The organism is Microbulbifer rhizosphaerae, assembly GCF_014191725.1.
GTDB lineage: Bacteria > Pseudomonadota > Gammaproteobacteria > Pseudomonadales > Cellvibrionaceae > Microbulbifer > Microbulbifer rhizosphaerae.
In genome coordinates this window covers 382,303-402,711 of record NZ_JACHWZ010000001.1, presented here as the reverse complement: position 1 = coordinate 402,711, position 20,409 = coordinate 382,303, and the positions used below count along the sequence as shown (strand labels likewise).

Here is a 20,409-nt window from a genome sequence, read left to right as displayed (position 1 = left end):
ATGTGGGCTCTGATCAAATGCGAATGCCTGCGCTTTCGCAAATGGGCGCTGGGTATGGCGGCGCTGCACCTGCTGCTGCTCGGCAACTTGTATATCGGCGGCTCCCTGCGCGCATCCGACGTCGCCATCGCCTTCAGCGGGGCCATTCTCTACGCGCTGCTTGGGCTTATCTTCGGCCTGTTGCAGGTCGGCGGCTACCGGCGGGACAGCCAATGGGCATTTCTGGTACACCGCCCGCTGGCCCCCGCGCGCATCTGGCTGTCGCTGGTCGGTGCCGCGGCCCTGCTGGTTCTCGGTGTCATTGCCGCGCCGCTTTACCTGGTAATACTGGGTATGGATCTCGGCAGCGCCCTGACTATGGATCTGCGTTTCTACCTGCTGCCGCTGTACCTGTTCGGGTTGGTATTCGCCTGCTACCTGTGCGGCACTTTTATCCTGCTGAGTTCCTCCCGCGCCGCCCTGTTTGTGCTGGCACTGCCGACGCTGTTTATGACCCGGGAAGCGGGGCTATGGATTTTCCTGCCACAGCTGGCGGTGATCGGCCTGCTGCTGTGGCTGAACCGCTGCGCCTTCAAGCCGGACCGACAGGCCCACCCCAGATCCCTGGCCACACTGCTGCCCACGGCGCTGGCAGTACAGTGGGGTCTCTACTGCGTACTGCATGTCTCTATCTCCCTCGGCTACCAGATGGGCCTGATGGCGATCAATCAGCACCCCAACTACAATCCCGCCCCCGATACGCGAGCCGGCTTCAGATCGATGGCGAGCGCCGCGGCGGCCATGCAATACGCCTTTGCCGACAGCGCCGAGCCGATGTTGAAACGGGAACTCGGGATTGCCGAAATTCACGGGATACGCCCCGCCTGGAACCACCTGCCCTTTGCCCAGCAACTGCCTTTTGCCGACCACGGCAATATTCTGATCGACAGGGAACGCAGCATCGAGTGGCACTTCAGCCACGATCGGATGCTGTTCAAGGGCATCAACAGCCGCAGCGGCGCGGACAGCGGCTGGATGGGAATCAGTGGCGCTGTCTACCCGTCCGCGGCCGGCCTGCCGACAGCGGAATACTTTGGTGAAATTCCCCTGACCGTCGACGATACCAGCCTGGTTACGCGCCGCGCTCTCTATAGCGCCGACTTCGACAACCGGCGCCTGGCGTTGCGCCACTCTCTGCAAGGCGATGAGGAATACCGCAGCGGCCTGCTGCTGGAGGGGAAAACAGCCGCAGTGCTCAGTGATCGCGGGTTGTATTTTTTTGACGCTTACGCGGCGCGCAACGGGCAGGGATTGCTGCAGCCCGAGGCGGTGGTGCCGCTGCCGCGCGGCCTCGACAACCTCCACTGGGTCCATATCGCGGAACTGGCCGATGGATTTGCCCTGACCTTCTTCTACGGCACCTCCCGCCGCGAGGGCTGGGACCCGGCGCTGCTGGTCAGCGGCCTGCTGCCATTGGCGGAAGGAAGCTTCTGCATGGTCGCCCGCCGGGACCTGGACCCGGTTTACCCCACGTGGTTTACCTACAAGCAGTACCTTATCTCGCCCCTGTTCGCCTATCTCGGCAAAGCGACCTGGTCGGCCATCGAGCCCCACGCCGAGGACTCAGTCTCACTGCGCAGACTGCTGTCGCGACCGCTGCCCGGCGGCGTGCGCGGCGCCATGCTGATGACTGCGCTGCTGTGCGCGCTGGCTACCGCCCTGCTCTCCCGGCACACATCACTGTCCAAACGCGGTCGCGCCGGCTGGATACTGTGCAATGCCTTCACCGGACTGCCGGGCCTGCTGAGCTTCCTGTTTTTAACCGACCGGCGCCAGGCCGGGGGTACAGTGTTCAAGGCGGACGCCGCAGGCGAGGCGCAGCCGGCATGATACGCACGGGCATTGTCACCGCCGCCCTCCTCTGGGCCGCAGCCGCCGGGGCCACACGTCCGCCGCTCCCGCAATCACTGCAGGCCGCAGTGGCGAGCAGTGAATCCCAAACCCCGGCCGAACTGCTGCCGCGGGAATTCTTTCTCGCACAGCCAAAAGTCGGGCCCATTCGCCTGTCTCCGGATGAACGCAGTGCGACTTTTATCATTCGCGAGGGAGACGATTTCGCCATACGTGTGCTGGACCTGCAAAGTGGCAAACAGCGGCAGCGCTTTCGCAGCAAAACGGTCCGCGACCTGTATTGGTCCGGAGACAGCCGCCGGCTCTTCCTGGAAACTGAAGACGGGCTGGCCGCAGTGCCCGCCGACAACGGGCGGCCGCACCTGCTGATACGGCTGGACGAAGAAAAAGAAGAGAGTTTTCTCGGCGTGGACCCGAACTCCGCCGCCGCTGTGTTTGTGTCCCTGCCGGACGACGGCGGCGGCTATAACCTGTACCGCCTGAACGAAAACGGCGAGCGCACCCGCCTGCTGCACACGCGGGAGCCGGTGCGCGACCTGCTGACAGATCAATCCGGCATCCGCTTCCTGCGCCTGGCGCAGGGCGACCGGCAGGTTATCTTCGAACTGGAGGGCGATGAAAAGCACGAGGTTTTCCACTGCGACTTTCTCGACGCCTGTGCGCTGCTGGGATTGCGCGGCGACAAACTATTGCTGTTAAGCGACGGCAATGACCAGAACAGGGACCAGTACCGCCGCCTCTTGCAACTGGACAGCAATACCGGAAAAGTGACCGAACTGCACCGGGACCCGCTGGATATCGCCAGTCTCGACGCAGTGCAGATCGCCCGCGATGGGTGGACCCCGCTGATCACCAGTTACCGCAGCAACTACCGGCACAACTACGGTCTCGGCCGGGCCCAGCAGCGGGTGCGCGAGCTGAACCACGCATTGGCCGGCAGCGACCTGGTGATCGAGGCCCATAGTGCCATGGGCAACTGGCTGGTCCGCGAAGAGCGCTCCGACTACCACCACCCGCGCTACTTTTTACTGCGTGCCGGAAGCCATAAACCTGAGCGGATACTCGAAGAATTCCACAGCGAAAATACCATTGAGAATGAACGCCAGCTATCCGCAAAAATTCCCTTCACCTTCACCGCCTCGGACGGCCTTCCCATTCACGCCTACGTCACCCTGCCGCGCGGCCGCGACCTGAGCCGCACACCGATCATCGCCCGCCCCCACGGCGGCCCCTGGAACCGGGTGGATTCCGGGCCGGAGTGTTACACCCAGTTTCTCGCCAACCGCGGCTATATCGTCTACGAACCGAATTTCCGCGCCTCCACCGGCTACAGCCGCGATTTCGCCCTGGCCGGCAGGGGCGAATTCGGCAAAGGGCGGGTGCAGCAGGATATTCTCGACGGGCTCGACACGCTGCTCGCCAACGGCATCGGCGATGCGCAAAAGCAGGCCATCGTCGGCCACTCTTTCGGCGGCTTCTCCGCGTTCACCGGCCTCACTTTCACGCCCGAACGCTTCCGCGCCGGTGTGGCCTCGTCACCGTCGGTGGATCTGGTCAGTAGCCTGCGCGACTACAGCAAACATTTCGACCTGCGCGCCAACGGCCTGCGCTGGTCGCAGTCTCTCGGTGAACTGGCGGGAGACCTGGACGATCCGCACTTCGTCAAAAAAATGCGCGCGCGCATGCCCGCCACCCACGCCGGAGCCATTAAAAGCCCGCTGTTGGTGATCGCCGGCGGCCGCGACCGGCGGGTGGATCAGCGACGGGTGAAGGGATTTGTTGCGCAACTGCAGGGCGACGGGAACGACATCAGTTTTCTGCTGGATGGGAACGAAGGCCACAACTTCCGCAACCCGCTGGCGCGGGAGGCGCATTTTTACCTGACGGAGACCTTTCTCGCGCGGCATCTCGGCGGGCAACGACAGAAGGAAATTTCAGAGGAATTGCAGCGCTACCTGCGGCGCAACCTGTTGATTGCCGGCAGGAGCCTCCCGGCAAACTTGTAGGAGCGGCCGTTGGCCGCGATCGAGGGTCAGAGGAAACCCGAAAGTCCGATCGCGGCCAACGGCCGCTCCTACAGCAGTGGCGTGTCCGTACCCAGTCTGCCTAGGGGCAGGGGCACCAGCAGTGGTCCCGGTTGTGATTCGGGCAGATCGAATTCCTTCGGATATTCCACATCCACCAGATAGAGTCCGAACGGCGGCGCGGTGACGCCGCCGGCGGTGCGGTCGCGGGACTCCAGGACTTCCCTCACCCACTCCGGCTTTCTCTCGCCGCGCCCCACCGCCATCAGCACGCCGGTGATATTGCGCACCATATGGTGGAGAAAGGCGTTGGCGCTCACCTCCAATACGATCAGTTGGCCGACGCGGGCGATATCCAGGCGGGTGAGGTCGCGCACCGGGCTTTTCGCCTGGCACTGGCTGGCGCGGAAGCTGGTGAAGTCGTGCCGCCCCAACAGGTGGGCGGCACCTTTGCGCATGGCCTCGATATCCAGCGGATGCTGGGTCCAAGTCACCTCCGCCGCGGCCTGGGCCGAGCGGGTGGGCGCGCTGTGGATCAGGTAGCGGTAGCTGCGCGCGCGGGCGGAAAAGCGCGCGTGGAATTGCGCCGGCACCTCCCGCGCCCAGCGCACCCGCACTGAATCCGGCAAGTGGGTGTTGACGCCCTGCACCCAGGCGCGCTGCGGCCGCACTGCGCGGGTGTCGAAGTGAATCACCTGGTTGGTGGCGTGCACGCCGGCGTCGGTGCGGCCGGCGCACACCAGGGTCACGGGCTCGTTGGCGATGCTGGATAGGGCCTGCTCCAGGTGGGCCTGCACCGTCTCTGCGGCGGACGCCTGCTTCTGGAAGCCGTGCAGGCGCGCTCCGCAGTACTCGACGCCCAGGGCGAGGCGGCGAAGGTCCTCGGGAAGCTGTTCGCCGGGGGGGACTTCGCCGTTGGGTTTGTAGATATAGTCACGCTGCATTGCGTTTGTTCCACCTCTGATCGCGGCCAACGGCCGCTCCTACAACCGGTAGCGGGCAGCGGGTCTGAATCCCGTCTCCCAAAATAAAAAAACCCCGCAGCCAGTGCGAGGTTTTTGGGGCGGGAAGCGGGCCTTACGCCATCCGCTCCAGCATCTCCTTCGCGCGGCGCTTGTGTTCGTCGCCGCCCTCCTCCACTACCTCGGAGAGAATGTCCTTGGCGCCCTCCCTGTCACCCATGTCCAGGTAGGCCTGTGCCAGTTCCAGTTTGGTGCTGATCTCGTCGCTGCCCTCGAGCAGGTTCAGTTCGGAGTCCAGGTCGCTCTCCAGATTGAAGCTCAGGTCGCCCAGGTCCGCCGATGCGTCCTGCTCTGCGGCGGGCTCCTGGACTGCGGACTGTTTCGGCTGGGGTTGTGGCTGCGGTGGCTTTTCCTCGGCCACGGCGACGTCGGTATCGCTCTCCGCGGCCAGGGACCCATCCAGACCGGCAATATCATCCAGGTCGATGGAGTCCAGGTCCAGGCCACCGTCCAGCTCGCCGCCAAAACTCTCCAGGTCGTCCAGGGAGAGATCTCCGAGGTCGTCCTCCGAAGCAATTTCAGAGGAGGTTGAGAAATCTTCCAGCTCCGCAGCGCCGGCGTCCTCCATGGGAGAGAGATCCAGGTCGAAATCCAACCCGCCGTCGTCGCTCTCCGCAATCTGCTCGGGCTCAGCGCTGTCGGAGCCCCCATCCATGTCGCCGAGGTCCAGCTCTCCACCGGACATCAGGTCGTCCAGGTTGAATTCCTCACCCTCGGATTCGGATTCCCGCTCGTCGGTGGTATCGTCACCCAGATCGGTATCCAGCTCCAGGTCCAGGGTGAATTCCCCGTCGTCATCACCGGCGGTATCGCTGCCGCTGTCGAAGGACAGGTCCATGGTCAGGTCGTCCAGCAGCGAGCTGTCGCCCTCCCCTTCACTTTCGAAATCGGAAGAAGAAGAGCTTTCGAAACCGGAGGAGGAACTCGCGCTGGAGAAATCATCTTCAAAAGAAGCGCTGATGTCGTCCAGTTGCGTGGCCTCCAGGGATTCGCTGGAGAAATCCATCGCCGGCGCCTCGAACGGCGGCGCGCCGGCGATACTCTCGCGCAGGCGCGCGGCGCGGTCCGCTACCGGGCCGTCGCTGACGCTGAGCAATTGGCGATAGTGATCGTCGAACTTGTCGATACTCTGTTGGTGCGCGTACACCTCCAGCAGCATCAGGCGAGCCTCCACGTTGTCCGGCGCAGTTTCCAGGCCGGCCAGCAGCTTGTTCTCCGCGTCGCCGTACTGGCCCAGAGACAGGTGGATTTCCGCTTCCGAAACCGGATCGCCGGTATCCACGTCATCCAACTGGTCCAGGTCGAAATTGTCTTCGACCTGCACGTTTTCCACAGCGCTCAGGTTCTCGTCCGCCGCGCTGAGTTCCGGCGCCGTGGCCAGGGTGCGCTCGGCGGCCATCTCCGCTTCAACCTGGCGTATGGCCTCCTCTTCCTCTTTGCGGCGGCGCCAGGTGAAGAAAGCAAACAGACCGATCAACAGGGCGCCCGCAGCGATCCCTATCAGTTGGATATTGTCCATCAGCCGGTCCACCAGGGTGGGCTCCGGCTGGGTCTGCACCGTTACCATCCGGTTGCGGTTACTGCCCGCTTCCACCTCTTCCTCGGAGGTTTCCTCTTCCACCGGAGCTTCTTCCTCCCCGGTAGCGGTTTCCGCTTCAGCGAACTCCTCGGTTTCCTCCGGAGCGCCATCAACGGCCTCCTCTTCGGAGCCGGACTGTTCGGCGGCGGCCTGCACGGCCTGCATTTCTTCGTTGGAGACCTCTACCAGGCGCTCCATGGTGTCGATCTGTTCATCCAGCTCCGAGATGCGCTCCTGCAGCTCCTCGTTTTCCAGGCGCGACTTGTCCAGTTCCTCCTCGGTAACCGTCAACTCGCCGGCCAGGGCCTCGCTGTCCCCAGTGCCGCTGCCGGAACCGGACAGGACGGACTCGTTGTCCCCCGGCGCGGCCAGGCTCACCCGGCCTTCGACACTCTCGGCGGCGGGAGCATCCTCGGTCGCGGCTCGCGCGTCCAGCGGAGCCCCGGTGGCGGGTTCAGCACCCGAGCGCTGGCGCCAGGATTCGTTCTGCGAGGCCACTTCGGCAATGGCTTCGGTAAGGGTGAGCGCGCGCACGTCCTCGGCACTGGGCAGCCGCAGCACCGCCCCCCGCTTCAGCAGGTTGATATTGTCGTTGATGAATGCGTCGGGATTGAGGCGCTGGATCGCCAGCATGGTCTGCTGTACAGAAAGATCGCCACCGACGCGATTGTCGGCAGCGATTTCCCACAGGGTCTGGTTGGCGGCCACCGGGCCGTACACGCGGCTGCCGCCGTCTTCCTGAACCTGGGCGGTCTGTATCTCACGGCGCAGTTCCAGCGGCTCCTCCGCCACGGGTTGCTGCACTTCCGGCTCCACGGTCGGCGGTTGCTGCTCCCGAGGTTCGGGGGCTTGCTGCGCCTGCACCGGTTCGGTCCGGGTCTGTTCGAGGGGTTTCTGCACCGGCGCCTGGCGGCGGACCTGCTGACGCTCCCGCTCGGCGGCGCGCACCGGCTGTTGCGCGATTTCGCCGGAGAAGGCTGGCAGATCCATCAGCAGGGTGTATTCCCTCAGCAACCGGCCGCTGGGCCAGCGGGTCTCCACCAGGAAGTTCAGAAAGGGTTCGCGAATGGGAACACGGCTGGATATGCGGATCACCGGCTCGCCACCGGAATAGTCCACATCAAATTTCAGTTCGTTGAGCAGGTAGGACCTGTCCACGCCCGCCCGTTCAAAATCCTCGTGGCCGGCAAGGCGCACCTTGATTTCGTTGTCGCCGAGACCGCGTGTTTGCAGCAGTTTGATTTCTGCATCGAGAGGCTGATTGAGGGTCGAGTTCAGCTTGATCTCACCCAGCCCAAGCGCCAGAGCCGCGTTGCCACCCAGTGCGCTGACCAGACCAACCGCTAGTGCCAGCTTTCGCACACGCATATCCGATTCCCTTTATTGTTAGAATCACCGGGCATTTCCGAAATGTGCACCTTCAGAAAACCCCATCACTGTACAGTAAACGTTCAATGGAACGATTGTCGTAACGACAGACTTCCATCCCGGGGCGAATCACTCGCCATCCCCATTTAAACGAAGTTAAGAAGAAACCTTCACTATGGCGGCTAAGTATTAATTATCAGTGGTTTTTTAGCAACAAGTGAACAATCTGTGCGCAGTTCATTGCCACATCTTTACGCAGATTATCTGATGCTGTACAAAAATTAACCTGGTGTTTGCTGAGCAGACTCTGCCGCAAGCGTCCGATCAAGGTCGCCTCACCGCCCACCGCGTCCTGCGCCGAAGGCCGTTCCATCAATTGAAGACGCGCACCGTTGCGCAACAGTGCGCCCAACTTATCCAGGGCCACTTCCTCTTTCAATACAATGCGTAGGTTGGCCAGTTGCCCGTGAAACACCGATGCAGTATTGATACTGGCATCCACCGCAACCCTGTCGCCGAGCAGCCGGCGAAGATCGTGCACCAGCGCCAGTTCGCCGAGACTGTGGCCGCTGGAAAGCAGTGGTTCGCTGGCACTCAGCTGGTTGAATGCCAGGCGCTGGCCAATCTCGGGGTCCACTTCCGGCTCCTGGCCGCTGAACAGGCGCGCAGTCTGCGCGGCCATGGAATCCACCGCGGCTTTGCCCAGCGCAGACACCGGCTGGTTCAGTAATACTTCCACGGCTTGCAACTGCCCGCGCAGTGGAAACAAGGCCTCTGCCACCATCGCCGCGCCCGGCGTGGGCAGCGCCAGCAGTTTGCGCTCTGCGGAGTCGATATCCTGGGGATTCAACAATGGATGAAGCAGAGTCACACTCTCATCGCCGCGGGTGTTATCCGCGCCGTCCAGAACCCAGGCACCGGCGGCCTCCGCCGCGGCGAGCGCCGCCTGCACGGCCTCACCGCCCCTCAACAGCACCACCACCTGCTCCGGGGCAAAGGTGAATTTTTCCAGTGACTGCACTGGGATGCTGCGATTGGCAAACACCTGAGGGTCCGCCATACCCTCCTCTTCTTCTTCCAGCAAGCGAAGCTGGGCCGGCTGCACAGTCTTGCGCTCTTCGAGTATTTCCAGCAGGGGGGCAAAGGCGGCGCTGTCTACGCCGACGATTACCAGTTCGCGGGAGGCTTCCGTCATAACAACTCACTTCGGATGGCTGGCGGGGTAAAAGCGGGGCGATTATACCCGCGGAGAGAGAGGGGGGAAGCCGCCCCGACAATGCGGGGCGGTTTTTTGCGACACCGGCGGGGAATTCCGGGTCAGAGTTTGCCCAGCAAAATCAGCAGCACCCGGCGCAGCGGCTCCGCGGCACCCCAGAGCAACTGGTCGCCCACGGTAAAGGCGGACAGGTACTCGGGACCAATGTTCAGCTTGCGCAGGCGGCCCACCGGGATATCCAGTTTGCCGGTGACCGCGGTGGGGGTCAGCTGCTGAAGACTGGCCTCGCGCTCGTTGGGGACCACTTTTACCCAGTCATTGGCGGCGCCGATCAACTGCTCCACTTCAGACACGGGCACATCTTTTTTCAGCTTGACGGTAAACGCCTGGCTGTGACAGCGCATGGCGCCGATGCGCACGCAGGTGCCGTCCACCGGAATGGTGGAATCGGTGCCGAGAATCTTGTTGGCCTCCACCTGTGCTTTCCACTCCTCGCGGCTCTGGCCGTTTTCCAACTGGGTGTCGATCCAGGGCAGCAGGCTGCCGGCCAGGGGTGCGCCGAATTCCGCGGAGGGGAAATCCCCGCTGCGCATGTTTTCCGCAACCTTGCGGTCGAGTTCCAGAATGGCGCTGGCCGGATCTGCCAGTTCGCCGGCCACGCCGTCGCGGATGGCACCCATCTGCGAGATCAGCTCGCGCATATTCTTTGCACCGGCACCACTCGCGGCCTGGTAGGTCATCGCGGATACCCACTCCACCAAGCCGGCCTTGAACAGCCCACCCAGCCCCATCAGCATCAGGCTGACGGTGCAGTTGCCGCCGATAAAGTTTTTCACCCCGGCGTCGATACCGCGATCGATCACATCGCGGTTGACCGGGTCCAGCACGATAATTGCGTCGTCTTCCATGCGCAGGCTGGAGGCGGCGTCGATCCAGTAGCCCTTCCAGCCCTGTTCGCGCAACGTGGGGAAAATCTCTTTTGTATAGTCGCCACCCTGGCAACTGACGATGGCGTCCAGCTCCGCGAGGGCGTCGATATCGTAAGCGTCGCCCAGGGGCGGTAGCTCGCGGCCGATATCCGGTGCTGCACCACCCGCATTGGAAGTGGAGAAAAACACCGGCTCGGCGATATGGGCGAAATCGTTTTCCGCGCGCATGCGCTCCATCAGTACGGAGCCGACCATACCGCGCCAGCCTATAAAACCTACTTTTTGCATTGCATCTGACCTTTGAAATTCTGTCGTGAGTTTGGGGTGCTCGCGTGTAGGCGGGCCTTCGGCCCGCGTGCCGAGCTGGGGCTCGGCGCTCCCAGCACTAGAAAGCGGCCACCACTGCCGCGCCCATTTCTGCGGTGGATACCTTTTTGCAACCATCGGTGTTGATATCCGCGGTGCGCAGCCCCTCATCCAAAACTTTGCTGACAGCCGCTTCGATCGCATCGGCGGCCTTCCCTCCATTCAGCGAGTAGCGCAGCATCATCGCCGCGGACAGGATGGTCGCCAGCGGATTGGCTATTCCCTGGCCGGCGATATCCGGCGCGGATCCGTGACAGGGCTCGTAGAGGCCGAAACCGCTCTCGTTCAGGGACGCGGACGGCAGCATGCCGATGGAGCCGGTGAGCATGGCGGCGGCGTCGGAGAGAATATCCCCGAACATATTGCCGGTGACCATCACATCGAACTGCTTGGGCTCGCGCACCAGTTGCATGGCCGCGTTGTCCACCAGCATATGAGACAGCTCCACATCCGGGTACTCCGGCGCCAGGCGATCCAGCACTTCGCGCCAGAGCACGGTGACCTCCAGCACGTTGGACTTGTCCACCGAGCACAGCTTGCCGTTTCTCTTGCGCGCGGCCTCAAAGGCGGTGCGCGCGATGCGCTCGATTTCCGACTCTTTGTAGACGTAGGTGTTGAAACCCTGCTTCTCGCCGTTATCCAGGGTTCGGATACCCCGCGGCTCGCCGAAATAGATACCGCCGGTGAGTTCGCGCACGATCAGGATATCCAATCCAGATACCACTTCCGGTTTAAGGCTGGAAGCCTCAGCCAGTTGCGGGTAGAGAATCGCCGGGCGCAGGTTGGCGTAGAGGCCCAGGCCGCTGCGGATTTTCAGCAGGCCTTTTTCCGGACGGATTTTCGGCTCCACTTTGTCCCATTTGGGTCCGCCTACGGCGCCCAGCAGCACCGCATCACACTGGCGCGCCGCCTCCAGGGTGGCATCGGTGAGCGGCTCGCCGTATTCGTCGATAGCGGCGCCGCCGATCAGGCCTTCGCTGAATTCCAGGTCCAGTCCAAATTTACTGTCCGCGGCGCTCAGCACCGCCAGTGCCTGTTCGACGATTTCCGGGCCTATGCCGTCGCCGGGCAGGATCATGATTTTCTTGCTCACATCTGTCCCTTAAATTTAATCGGAGCCTTGTAGGAGCCTGCTTGCAGGCTCCTGCAAGGGCCATTACTTGACCGCGTCAAACAGCCACGGCGACTGCTCGCGGCGCTTGGCTTCATAGGCACGGATCGCATCCGCGTCTTCCAGGGTGAGGCCGATATCGTCGAGGCCGTTCAGCAGGCAGTGCCTGCGGAAGCCGTCCACCTCAAACGCGATAGTGTCCCCGTTCGGCTTCACCACCTGCTGTTTTTCCAGATCGATGGTCAGCTCATAGCCTTCCTGCGCGTACATCTCCTGGAACAGCTGATCCACAACAGCCTCTTCCAGCACGATCGGCAGCAGACCGTTCTTGAAGCAGTTGTTGAAAAAGATATCGGCAAAACTCGGCGCAATTACCGCGCGGAAGCCGTAGTCGTCCAGGGCCCAGGGGGCGTGCTCCCGGCTGGAACCGCAACCGAAATTCTTGCGCGCCAACAGCACCGAGGCGCCTTTGTAGCGCGGAAAGTTCAGCGGAAACTCCGGGTTCAGCGGCCGCTTGGAACAGTCCTGTCCCGGCTGGCCTTCATCCAGGTAGCGCAGTTCGTCAAACAGGTTGGGACCGAAGCCGGTACGCTTGATGGATTTCAAAAACTGCTTGGGAATAATCAGGTCGGTATCCACATTGGCGCGGTCCATCGGCGCCACCAGCCCCGTGTGTTGGGTAAAAGCCTTCATTGGACGGCCTCCTTTTGCATTTCGCGCACATCGACAAAGTGGCCGGCGATCGCCGCGGCCGCCGCCATGCCCGGGCTCACCAGGTGGGTGCGGCCGCCGTAACCCTGGCGCCCCTCGAAATTGCGATTGGAAGTGGAGGCGCAGTGTTCGCCCGCGCCCAGCTTGTCCGCATTCATCGCCAGGCACATGGAACAGGAGGGCTCGCGCCACTCGAAGCCGGCCTCGATAAACACCTTGTCCAGGCCCTCTTTTTCCGCCTGGGCTTTTACCGCCTGGGAACCGGGAACCACCAGTACCTGTTTGACGCTGTCGGCTTTCCTGCGGCCCTTGGCCACCGCCGCCGCTGCGCGCAGATCCTCGATACGGGAGTTGGTGCAGGAGCCGATAAACACCCGGTCCAGCTTGATATCGGTAATCTTCTGGCCCGCGTTCAGGCCCATGTATTCCAGCGCGCGCTGAATACCGGCGCGCCGGGTGGCGTCCGCCTCGGCCGCCGGATCCGGCACCAGCGCATTGACCGGTGCCACCATTTCCGGGGAAGTGCCCCAGCTCACCTGCGGTTCGATTTCTTCCGCGGCCAGCTCCACCACTGCATCGAAGACCGCATCGTCATCGGAATGCAACCGGCTCCAGGCTTCCACCGCTTTATCCCGCTGTTCACCTTTCGGTGCATAGGGCTTGCCTTTCACATAGTCGAGGGTGACCTGGTCCACAGCCACCATGCCGGCGCGGGCGCCCGCCTCGATGGCCATGTTGCACACGGTCATGCGGCCCTCCATCGACAGTTTGCGGATTGCCGAACCGCCGAACTCGATCGCATAGCCGGTGCCGCCGGCGGTACCGATCTTGCCGATGATCGCCAGCACCACGTCTTTCGCGGTGACGCCCGGGCCCAGTTCGCCGTCCACACGCACCAGCATGTTCTTCATCTTCTTCTGGATCAGGCACTGGGTGGCCATCACATGCTCCACCTCGGAGGTGCCGATACCGTGGGCCAGCGCCCCCAGCGCACCGTGGGTGGAGGTGTGGGAATCACCGCACACCACCGTCATACCCGGCAGGGTGGCGCCGGTTTCCGGGCCAATCACATGCACAATGCCCTGCCCCGGCTCGTTGATGCCGAACTGCACCACGCCGAAATCCCGGCAGTTCTCGTCCAGCGTCTGCACCTGCAGGCGGGCGATCTCATCGCGGATGCCGTCCAGGCCCGCAGCGCGCTCCGCCGCGTCCGAGGGCACGTTGTGGTCCGGGGTGGCGACCACCGAGTCGGTGCGCCACGGTTTGCGCCCGGCCAGCCGCAGGCCTTCAAACGCCTGGGGCGAGGTGACCTCGTGGATCAGGTGGCGGTCGATATAGATCAGTGCAGTGCCATCATCGCGGCTCTTTACCAGATGGTCCTGCCAGAGTTTGTCGTAGAGCGTCTGCCCGGCCATGGCCGTGTCCTCTAAATGCGGAATGATGAATGCGGAATGCTGAATTTGAGGCAAGTCTAATACCGGGCATTGAATAACATCAATTTATATTTATTATAGATTTGAGTCCTATTTGGAATACATTGAGGACTCGGGACTGCGAAGGCCCCGATGCCGGGGGCCGTTCGCGAAAAGCGCCTGCGGCTGCGGCTTATAAACAGACCGATAAGGCTGTGAAGCGAACGGCCACCGGCAGCAGGGCCGCCACCTAACCTGCTTAAGGCACCCCCAAGCAAGGGCACCAATCTATGGAAATCCAGTGGCTGAAGGCCTTCCTGGCCACCGCCGAACAGGGCTCGGTCTCCGAGGCCGCCGAGCAGTTGCATCTTACCCAACCAGCTGTCAGCAAGCGCCTGGCCGCCCTGGAACAGCAGTTGGGCACACCGCTGTTCGACCGTATCGGCCGCAAACTGCAGCTCACCGACGCCGGGCGGGCGCTGCTGCCCCGGGCGCGGCACATCCTCAACGAGGTGAGCGAGGCGGAGCGGGAACTGCGCGCCCTGGGGACCGACGTGGGCGGCAGCCTGCGTATCGCCACCAGCCACCACGTGGGCCTGCACCACCTGCCGCCGGTCCTGAAAGAATTCAGCACCCTCTACCCGGAAGTGGCGCTGGACATCAACTTCGTGGACTCGGAGCAGGCTTACGAGGCGCTGATGGCCGGCGAGTACGAACTGGCGGTGGTCACCCTGGCGCTCAAGGAATACCCCAGCCTGGAAGCCCACGTGATCTGGCCCGACCCCTGTGTGGTGGTGGCCGCGCCGGACCACCCGCTGGCCCAGATGCCGACCCTGGACCTCTCCGACCTGGCCTGCTACCCGGCGATACTGCCGGACCTGAACACCTATACCGGGCGGCTGATCAAGCGTGAATTCGACGCACAGGGACTGAAACTCACCGCCAAGCTGGCCACCAACTTCCTGGAGACCATCAAGATGATGGCCGGCGTGGGCCTCGGCTGGAGTGTGCTGCCGCGCACCCTGGTGGACGACAGCCTGGCGATACTACCAGTGGAAAAATTGCACATTGTGCGCAACCTGGGGGTTATCAGTCACCGCGCGCGCACCCTCAGCAACGCCGCCAACGCCTTGCGGCAACTGCTTTTTGCAGCAACTCACACTTCAGCGGAGGAGGTTGGCGCGAATAACCGCACGGCGGGAAAAAAATAGTACACTTCCCCGCAGCCCAATAACGGAGAGAATCCATGAGAAAAGCAACACTAGTCCAGAGTCTGATTGTAAGCGCCGCCCTGGCCAGCGGTACCGCCGGCGCCGATACCATCCTCGGCTTCGACGCCAGTGCCGGCGTCTGGCAGCCCAGCTACAGTGGCAATCTCGGTGTGGACGACTTCGACGTCGACGAGTTTTCCCTGGCGGAAGACAACATCACCTTCATCCAGGCCGCACTGGAGCACCCGGTTCCGCTGGTGCCCAATATCCTGGTGGCCCACAGCAGTGTGGAAACCAACGGTACGGCCATGCTGGGGAGCGAAAATATCATTTTCGACGAGGAGACCTACAGCGCAAACACTGAGGTGAGTGCGAACATCGATCTGTCCCACACCGATGCTACCCTCTATTACGAAATTCTCGACAACTGGGTCAACCTGGACCTGGGCCTGACCGCGCGCCGGTACGACGGCGCCCTGGAAGTGACGAGTGAAGAAGGCCAGACGGAAAATATCGAGCTGGCCGGTGTACTGCCCATGGCCTATGCCATGGCCCGCTTCGACCTGCCGTTCACCGGCTGGTCCATCATCGCCCAGGGTAACGGCACCAGCTACCGGGGCGACTCCCACACCGACTTCACCGCCAAAGTGCGCTGGGACTTTATGCCCGCGGCGGACTTCGCGGTCGAGGCTGGCTACCGGATGATGACCCTGAACCTGAAAGAGCTGGACTCCCTGCAGAGCGACCTGGAGATCAAGGGACCCTACCTGGGGCTGAATCTTCACCTGTAAGGACTCGGGACTCGCATGATTGTAGGAGCGGCCGTTGGCCGCGATCGGGTCGGGATATAAACCACCGCCGATCGCGGCCAACGGCCGCTCCTACAGCATCATACCGGCCCTTTAGTCATCCTCCGCGCCCGGCGCGCGCAGCCAGTTCGCCGATAAAGGTGATTGCGCTCGAAATCCACAGAGATTAACGCGCGTTTTACGTTTTACCCCTTGACGGTCACCACACCCGGTTGCACGTCGCCGTTTTGCGCGCGCTGGCGCAGGGCGTGGTCCACCAGCACCAGGGCCATCATGGCCTCGGCGATGGGCGTCGCGCGGATGCCCACGCAGGGGTCGTGGCGACCCTTGGTAACCACCTCGATGGGATTGCCATGTACATCGATGCTGCGCCCGGGAATGCGCAGGCTGGAAGTGGGTTTGAGGGCGATGTGCGCGATGATGTCCTGGCCGCTGGAGATGCCGCCGAGCACGCCGCCGGCGTTGTTGGAGAGGAACCCTTCAGGGGTTATCTCGTCGCGGTGCTCCGTGCCTTTCTGCTCCACGCTGGCGAAGCCCGCACCAATCTCCACCCCCTTGACCGCATTGATGCTCATCAGCGCGTGGGCCAGGTCCGCATCCAGACGGTCGAAGATCGGCTCGCCCAGGCCCGCGGGCACGCCGCTGGCGTGCACCGAAATGCGCGCGCCGATGGAGTTGCCCTCCTTGATCAGCGCCTGCATGTAGTCCTCCATCTCCGGGACCTTGTCGGCATCGGGGCAGAAAAAGGGGTTCTGCCCCACCTGGTCCCAGTCCAGCTTTTCCACCCGGATGGGCCCCAGCTGCGACAAGTAGCCGCGCACCTCTATACCGTACTGTTGGCGCAGCCACTGCTTGGCGATGGCCCCGGCGGCCACGCGCATGGCGGTCTCCCGCGCCGACGAACGGCCGCCGCCGCGGTAGTCGCGCAGGCCGTATTTCTGCCAGTAGGTGTAGTCCGCGTGGGCCGGGCGCACCTGTTCGGCGATATTGGCGTAGTCCTTGGAGCGCTGGTCGGTGTTTTCGATCAGCAGGCCGATGGGCGTGCCAGTGGTCTTGCCTTCAAACACACCGGAGAGAATCTTCACCTGGTCCGCCTCGCGCCGCTGGGTGGTGTAGCGGGAGGTGCCGGGCTTGCGCCGGTCCAGCTCCAGTTGGATATCCGCCTCGCTGATCTCCAGCCCGGGGGGGCAACCGTCCACGATACAGCCCAGCGCCGGGCCGTGGCTCTCGCCGAAAGTGGTGACGCAAAACAGCTTGCCAAAAGTGTTGCCCGACATAATGTGAAATTCCCTGCCTGCCAATCAGTGATTTATCTAGTTCTGGAATTCAAACTCGAGGCGGCTTAGTGCCACATTGAGCCATTTGAACTCTGAGACCCGGGTATATCCGAGGAAAGCGGCGCATTATAGAGGATTCGGGCGGCGGGTGATTGGATTGAAACGCAACCCGCTGCCGCGAAACCAATCACCGGTCGTTGAAAAACTTCCGGTAGGCCAGCAGTTCCTCGCGGCGGATCACAAAGACCCCGTGACCGCCCTGCTCCAGTTCCGGCCACACGAAGGGCACCAGCGGAAAGGCCTCCTCCAGCGCCTCCCAGCTGTTGCCCACCTCGCACACCAGCAGTCCCTCCGGCTGCAGGTGGTCCACCGCCTCGCGCAGCAGCCTGCGGGTGAAGTCGAGGCCGTCGTCGCCGGAGCCCAGGGCGATCTCCGGTTCCGCACGGTACTCCGCAGGCATCTCCGCCAGGTCGCGGGCGTCCACATAGGGGGGATTGCACAGGATCAGGTCGTAGCTGCAGCCCTCAAGACCGGAGAACATGTCCGACTGCACAGCGCGCACCCGCTGGTTGAGATGGTGGCGGTTGATATTGATCTGCGCCACTTCCAGGGCCTCGGCAGAAATATCGCTCAGGTCCACCCGCGCCTCGGAAAAGGCCATGGCGCTGGCGATACCGATACAACCGCTGCCACAGCAGAGGTCCAGCACCGCCAGCGGCTCCCCCTGCAGCCAGGGCTGGAATTCACCGCGAATCAGCTCGCCGATCGGCGAACGGGGCACCAGCACCCGGCTGTCCACGTAGAAGGGGATATCACAGAACCAGGCCTCGTGGGTGAGATAGGGGGCCGGTAATCGCTCGTCGACCCTCCGCTCCAGCAGCGCGATCACTTCGCGCCGCTCCTCCGTGGTCAGGCGGGCCTGCAGCACCTCCGGCTTACTGTCCAGAGGCAGGTGCAGGGCGTGCATCACCAGCAGCAGGGCCTCGTCCCAGGCGTTGTCGGTGCCGTGGCCGAACCAGAGCCCGGCCTCGTTGAAACGGCTGGTTCCCCAGCGGATATAGTCCAGCACCGTACACAGTTCGCTGGCCTCACGCTTTTCTATCATCAACTCTGTCCTTTACTAAGGGGTGACAAACGCTTAGGGTAGCGCGTCCTTCAATATCGCAAGTCAACCGAGATGAACGAACACTACGCGCGAATTATCGAAGCAATCGGCGAGGACCCGCAACGCCCGGGTCTGCGGGATACCCCGGCGCGCGCCGCCAAGGCCATGGAATACCTGACCCGCGGCTACCGGCAGACGGTGGAGGATGTGGTCAACGGTGCCCTCTTCCCCTCCGACTGCAGCGAGATGGTGCTGGTCAAGGATATCGAACTCTACTCCCTGTGCGAGCACCACCTGCTGCCATTTATCGGCAAGGCCCATGTGGCCTATATCCCCGACGGCAAGGTGGTGGGCCTGTCCAAGGTGGCGCGAATCGTGGATATGTTCGCGCGGCGCCTGCAGATCCAGGAACAGCTGACGGTGGAGATCGCCGAGACCCTGCTGCGGGTCACCGGCGCCGCCGGCGTGGGGGTCATTATCGAGGCCAAGCATATGTGCATGATGATGCGCGGGGTGGAGAAACAGAATTCAGTGATGAAGACCTCCGCCATGCTGGGTACCTTCCGCTCCTCCCAGGCCACCCGCAACGAGTTCCTGTCCCTGATCCGCTGAATCCGGGCAAACCCAAGGTGCGCCAGGCGCACCTTCTCCCCCGGCTGGTATCACACTCCCCCGGACTCCGCTAAGCCTTCTTCCGCTAAGCTTTATAGGGAAGCCGAAGCCGGGAAGAGACATCCATGCCCCATCTGGTCATCGAATATGCCCACAAGCTGGAGGACAAGGTCTCCATCAGCGCGCTGGTGAGCGCGGCCCAGGAAGCCCTGAGCCAGACCGGGCTCTTCGCCCCCCACACCATCAAGACCCGCGCCCTGCCCTACCATCACTTTATCGCCGGGGAAAAGGGCGGCTGCTTCGTTCACGCCGAGGTGCGCCTGCTGGAGGGCCGCAACGAACAGGAGCGCGAGGCAGTGAGTTCCGCGGTGTTCAACTGCCTGTGCCAGTTTGCCGACGGGGTGCCGGCGGTGACGGTGGAGGTGCGGGAGATGGACCCGGGGTGCTATTCGAAGCGGTTGCCTTTTTGAGATTTGGCCGCAGGAAGCTTCGATTTAGAGATTGGCGGCTCTGCTACCGGTGGCTTTTTGCGGGACACGCCGTGAATCCTTCCCTGGAGGCTTGTCCGCGAGGTCCCTCTCGCAGACAGTCCCGCAAAAAGCCACCGGCATCAGGACCTTCGCATCACGATTATTGTTGCTAGACAAATGCCGATCGCGGCCAGCGGCCGCTCCTACAGGCAGGCGCTTAGAGCCTGTTTAGAATCTCGCAAAGAACTCTGCAGGTCGGGAGTGTTGCCTCTTTCCGGGACCGTATGAGGCAGGGATGCCGATTACGAGCGTACAGGGATGTATTCACAGCGTGTCCCGGAAAGAGGCAACTCTCCCGACCCCGCGCTGGGCGTGCAGAGCACCATAGCCCTTAGTCGGTTTCGCCGCACAGGAAGGGGCCGAACCATTCGGCGATGGGTTCGGCGCCCTCCTCCATGTGCAGGTGATGACCGCCGGGCATTTCCCGCACCTCAATATTGCCATAGCGTTCCAGCACCGGGCGCAGGCGCCTGATCATATCGGCGATGCCCTCCTCGGCGAGCACCAGGCGGATGGGCATGGTGGCCCGGTCCAGGAAGGCCTGCACCTGGGCGTTGTTGAGTTTGGCGGTGGAGGTGGACATCAGGCGCGGGTCGCTGCTCCAGGTCACCCCGCCGTCCAGGGGGCGGGTGCCGCGTTCGGTGAGAGCCTGGGCCGCCTCCCTCGAGAGGCGAAACAAGCCGTTGCAGCGAGCCTCCACGGCGGCCTCCAGGCTGTCGAACCGGCGCGGTTTGCGCCCGCCGTAGCGGGCCCGCTGGGCGATGGCCCTGGCGAGAATCTCAGGGGCATCGGCATCCTCCGCCGGTGGTGGCACCAGGCCGTCGATCAGCGCCAGGCGCTCCACCCGGTCCGGGAAGGTTCCGGCGGTGAGCATCGCCGCCACTGCGCCACGGGAGTGGGCCAATAACGAAAACCTGCGCCAGCCCAGAGCGTGGGCCATACCCAGCACATCCTCCACTTCCTCCCAGATGTTGTAGTTGGCATCCCGCGAGCGGTGGTAGCTGCGCCCGTGGCCGGCCATGTCCACCGCCACCAGATCGAGCCCTTCCAGCAGCGGCGCCAGGCGGTCAAAACTGGCGCAGTTGTCCAGCCAGCCATGCAGGACCAGCACGGGATTGCCATCGGGACTGCCCCAGCGACGGGCGGCGATGGTCTTGCCGTCGAATTCGAGATTTATTTCGCGGGAGGATTGGTTCATGGGCGGCGACATCCGGAGAGACTGGCGGCCGATGTTGCC

The 20,409-nt window shown here is 63.1% G+C and carries 16 protein-coding genes; 6 read left to right on the top strand and 10 right to left on the bottom strand.

The features are described from left to right. Both FHS09_RS01655 and FHS09_RS01650 read left to right on the top strand, forming a co-directional pair. Positions 1-1,869, top strand: a complete 1,869-nt coding sequence (locus FHS09_RS01655; RefSeq protein WP_183455999.1) for a hypothetical protein — start codon at positions 1-3, stop codon at positions 1,867-1,869. Beyond that, positions 1,866-3,896 carry a S9 family peptidase gene (locus FHS09_RS01650; protein ID WP_183455997.1) on the top strand — a complete coding sequence of 677 codons (2,031 nt, stop codon included), beginning with the start codon at positions 1,866-1,868 and terminating at the stop codon, positions 3,894-3,896. The genes FHS09_RS01655 and FHS09_RS01650 overlap by 4 nt, the downstream gene beginning before the upstream one ends. Before the next feature lie 68 nt (positions 3,897-3,964). Here FHS09_RS01650 and truA read toward each other — a convergent pair whose 3' ends face one another. From truA to leuC, 7 genes are all read right to left on the bottom strand, one after another. Then, positions 3,965-4,858: a tRNA pseudouridine(38-40) synthase TruA gene (truA, locus tag FHS09_RS01645; protein WP_183455995.1), complete on the bottom strand. Its 894-nt coding sequence runs from the start codon at positions 4,856-4,858 to the stop codon at positions 3,965-3,967. Positions 4,859-4,991: 133 nt separating this feature from the next. Continuing rightward, complete coding sequence (locus FHS09_RS01640; protein ID WP_183455993.1) at positions 4,992-7,883, bottom strand: motility hub landmark protein FimV; 2,892 nt, start codon at positions 7,881-7,883, stop codon at positions 4,992-4,994. Positions 7,884-8,079: 196 nt separating this feature from the next. Further along, the gene (locus FHS09_RS01635; RefSeq protein ID WP_183455991.1) at positions 8,080-9,078 is read right to left on the bottom strand and encodes an Asd/ArgC dimerization domain-containing protein; all 999 of its coding nucleotides are present in this window, start codon (positions 9,076-9,078) and stop codon (positions 8,080-8,082) included. 122 nt (positions 9,079-9,200) lie between these two features. Next, entirely contained in the window at positions 9,201-10,316 is a 1,116-nt protein-coding gene (asd, locus tag FHS09_RS01630) for an aspartate-semialdehyde dehydrogenase (protein WP_183455990.1), read from the bottom strand. Positions 10,317-10,413: 97 nt separating this feature from the next. Further along, on the bottom strand, positions 10,414-11,487 hold the full coding sequence (gene leuB / locus FHS09_RS01625) for a 3-isopropylmalate dehydrogenase (protein ID WP_183455988.1): 1,074 nt from the start codon (positions 11,485-11,487) through the stop codon (positions 10,414-10,416). A gap of 63 nt (positions 11,488-11,550) precedes the next feature. Next, positions 11,551-12,198, bottom strand: coding sequence for a 3-isopropylmalate dehydratase small subunit (gene leuD / locus FHS09_RS01620; RefSeq protein WP_183455986.1), 648 nt, complete (start codon positions 12,196-12,198; stop codon positions 11,551-11,553). Further along, a complete protein-coding gene (gene leuC / locus FHS09_RS01615) occupies positions 12,195-13,631 on the bottom strand; it encodes a 3-isopropylmalate dehydratase large subunit (RefSeq protein WP_183455984.1) in 1,437 nt (478 codons plus the stop codon). Before leuC ends, leuD begins: the two co-directional genes overlap by 4 nt. Before the next feature lie 287 nt (positions 13,632-13,918). On the opposite strand from leuC, the gene FHS09_RS01610 reads away from it, so the two are divergent. After that, the gene (locus FHS09_RS01610; protein ID WP_183455982.1) at positions 13,919-14,839 is read left to right on the top strand and encodes a LysR family transcriptional regulator; all 921 of its coding nucleotides are present in this window, start codon (positions 13,919-13,921) and stop codon (positions 14,837-14,839) included. A 35-nt stretch (positions 14,840-14,874) separates the two neighbouring features. Then, complete coding sequence (locus FHS09_RS01605; RefSeq protein WP_183455980.1) at positions 14,875-15,630, top strand: TIGR04219 family outer membrane beta-barrel protein; 756 nt, start codon at positions 14,875-14,877, stop codon at positions 15,628-15,630. Positions 15,631-15,833: 203 nt separating this feature from the next. On the opposite strand, the gene aroC is transcribed toward FHS09_RS01605, so the two are convergent. Both aroC and prmB read right to left on the bottom strand, forming a co-directional pair. Next, positions 15,834-16,925 carry a chorismate synthase gene (gene aroC / locus FHS09_RS01600; protein WP_183455977.1) on the bottom strand — a complete coding sequence of 364 codons (1,092 nt, stop codon included), beginning with the start codon at positions 16,923-16,925 and terminating at the stop codon, positions 15,834-15,836. Positions 16,926-17,112: 187 nt separating this feature from the next. Next, positions 17,113-18,030 carry a 50S ribosomal protein L3 N(5)-glutamine methyltransferase gene (prmB, locus tag FHS09_RS01595; protein ID WP_183455975.1) on the bottom strand — a complete coding sequence of 306 codons (918 nt, stop codon included), beginning with the start codon at positions 18,028-18,030 and terminating at the stop codon, positions 17,113-17,115. Between the two features lie 72 nt (positions 18,031-18,102). Between prmB and folE the strand changes: the two genes are divergently transcribed. Further along, complete coding sequence (gene folE, locus FHS09_RS01590; RefSeq protein ID WP_183455974.1) at positions 18,103-18,642, top strand: GTP cyclohydrolase I FolE; 540 nt, start codon at positions 18,103-18,105, stop codon at positions 18,640-18,642. 125 nt (positions 18,643-18,767) lie between these two features. Next, a complete protein-coding gene (locus FHS09_RS01585; protein WP_183455972.1) occupies positions 18,768-19,112 on the top strand; it encodes a 5-carboxymethyl-2-hydroxymuconate Delta-isomerase in 345 nt (114 codons plus the stop codon). Between the two features lie 391 nt (positions 19,113-19,503). Here FHS09_RS01585 and FHS09_RS01580 read toward each other — a convergent pair whose 3' ends face one another. Beyond that, a complete protein-coding gene (locus FHS09_RS01580; RefSeq protein WP_183455970.1) occupies positions 19,504-20,370 on the bottom strand; it encodes an alpha/beta fold hydrolase in 867 nt (288 codons plus the stop codon). Between the last annotated feature and the right edge of the window lie 39 nt (positions 20,371-20,409).

Excerpts from the sequence above, each read along its gene's own strand:
- folE (WP_183455974.1), top strand. The coding sequence starts at position 18,103 with ATGAACGAACACTACGCGCGAATTATCGAAGCAATCGGCGAGGACCCG.
- FHS09_RS01655 (WP_183455999.1), top strand. The coding sequence starts at position 1 with ATGTGGGCTCTGATCAAATGCGAATGCCTGCGCTTTCGCAAATGGGCG.
- leuD (WP_183455986.1), bottom strand. The coding sequence starts at position 12,198 with ATGAAGGCTTTTACCCAACACACGGGGCTGGTGGCGCCGATGGACCGC.
- leuC (WP_183455984.1), bottom strand. The coding sequence starts at position 13,631 with ATGGCCGGGCAGACGCTCTACGACAAACTCTGGCAGGACCATCTGGTA.
- FHS09_RS01650 (WP_183455997.1), top strand. The coding sequence starts at position 1,866 with ATGATACGCACGGGCATTGTCACCGCCGCCCTCCTCTGGGCCGCAGCC.
- FHS09_RS01610 (WP_183455982.1), top strand. The coding sequence starts at position 13,919 with ATGGAAATCCAGTGGCTGAAGGCCTTCCTGGCCACCGCCGAACAGGGC.
- FHS09_RS01605 (WP_183455980.1), top strand. The coding sequence starts at position 14,875 with ATGAGAAAAGCAACACTAGTCCAGAGTCTGATTGTAAGCGCCGCCCTG.
- FHS09_RS01635 (WP_183455991.1), bottom strand. The coding sequence starts at position 9,078 with ATGACGGAAGCCTCCCGCGAACTGGTAATCGTCGGCGTAGACAGCGCC.
- prmB (WP_183455975.1), bottom strand. The coding sequence starts at position 18,030 with ATGATAGAAAAGCGTGAGGCCAGCGAACTGTGTACGGTGCTGGACTAT.
- aroC (WP_183455977.1), bottom strand. The coding sequence starts at position 16,925 with ATGTCGGGCAACACTTTTGGCAAGCTGTTTTGCGTCACCACTTTCGGC.
- truA (WP_183455995.1), bottom strand. The coding sequence starts at position 4,858 with ATGCAGCGTGACTATATCTACAAACCCAACGGCGAAGTCCCCCCCGGC.
- FHS09_RS01585 (WP_183455972.1), top strand. The coding sequence starts at position 18,768 with ATGCCCCATCTGGTCATCGAATATGCCCACAAGCTGGAGGACAAGGTC.
- asd (WP_183455990.1), bottom strand. The coding sequence starts at position 10,316 with ATGCAAAAAGTAGGTTTTATAGGCTGGCGCGGTATGGTCGGCTCCGTA.
- FHS09_RS01580 (WP_183455970.1), bottom strand. The coding sequence starts at position 20,370 with ATGAACCAATCCTCCCGCGAAATAAATCTCGAATTCGACGGCAAGACC.
- FHS09_RS01640 (WP_183455993.1), bottom strand. The coding sequence starts at position 7,883 with ATGCGTGTGCGAAAGCTGGCACTAGCGGTTGGTCTGGTCAGCGCACTG.